Source organism: Nitratireductor aestuarii (assembly GCF_014641695.1).
Lineage (GTDB): Bacteria > Pseudomonadota > Alphaproteobacteria > Rhizobiales > Rhizobiaceae > Chelativorans > Chelativorans aestuarii.
Genome location: NZ_BMIF01000057.1, coordinates 1 through 887, shown reverse-complemented (window position 1 = coordinate 887; position 887 = coordinate 1). Strand labels below are relative to the sequence as shown.

At 52.4% G+C, this 887-nt stretch carries 1 tRNA gene and 1 rRNA gene; both read left to right on the top strand.

The features are described 5' to 3' along the window. The first annotated feature begins 49 nt into the window (after positions 1-49). Positions 50-125 (top strand) — tRNA-Ala (locus IEX27_RS21085). A gap of 340 nt (positions 126-465) precedes the next feature. Then, positions 466-887 (top strand): 23S ribosomal RNA (locus tag IEX27_RS21080); the annotation flags it as partial.

Here is an 887-nt window from a genome sequence, read left to right as displayed (position 1 = left end):
CTCTGGAATTGCGCTGATGAAGCAGATACAATAAAGCCATAGGGAATACGGGGCCTTAGCTCAGCTGGGAGAGCGCCTGCTTTGCAAGCAGGATGTCGTCGGTTCGATCCCGTCAGGCTCCACCATTTCTTTTTGCTTCGGACCCTGGTCCTTGAGGCGGTCTTGGTGGCAAGATCATCCGTTCCAAGAGTTTGCGGCATTCCTTCGTTGAAGGGATGCGGCCTGTTCTGTTGACATTGTGAAGAGAAGATTTGTTCAGACTTTCGGGGGTTATCCTTCGAATTTGTCGGTACGGGGCGCTCACCCCTTACCACTATGATTGGCTTGCCTGACCGCGGCCACTGAACAGATCTCAAGAAGCTGGTCTTTCTGCCAATACGTCAGACCTGATCTTCTCATATGGTTTGCCGACCGTATGGGGTTCTGGATCGGGATAAAAATCTGATGGATATTGGCAATGAGAATGATCAAGTGTCTTAAGGGCAACTGGTGGATGCCTTGGCATGCACAGGCGATGAAGGACGTGATACGCTGCGATAAGCGTCGGGGAGGTGCGAATACCCTTTGATCCGACGATTTCCGAATGGGGAAACCCACCTAAAACACTTGGAAAATCTGTATTGTTGGAAGCGCCCTTGCGCTTCGTTCGGCGACTATCGTCGAAGCGAAGCTTCGCAAGGCCGACCGGCCGTCGCGGCTTGTGCCGCGCCTGGTTCGGAGCCGTTCAGCGCAAGCTGAACTGGCGTGAGAACAAGACAGATTTCCAAGTGTTGACGGGTATCTTATCCTGAATACATAGGGATAAGAGGCGAACGCAGGGAACTGAAACATCTAAGTACCTGCAGGAAAGGACATCAACCGAGACTCCGCTAGTAGTGGCGAGCGAA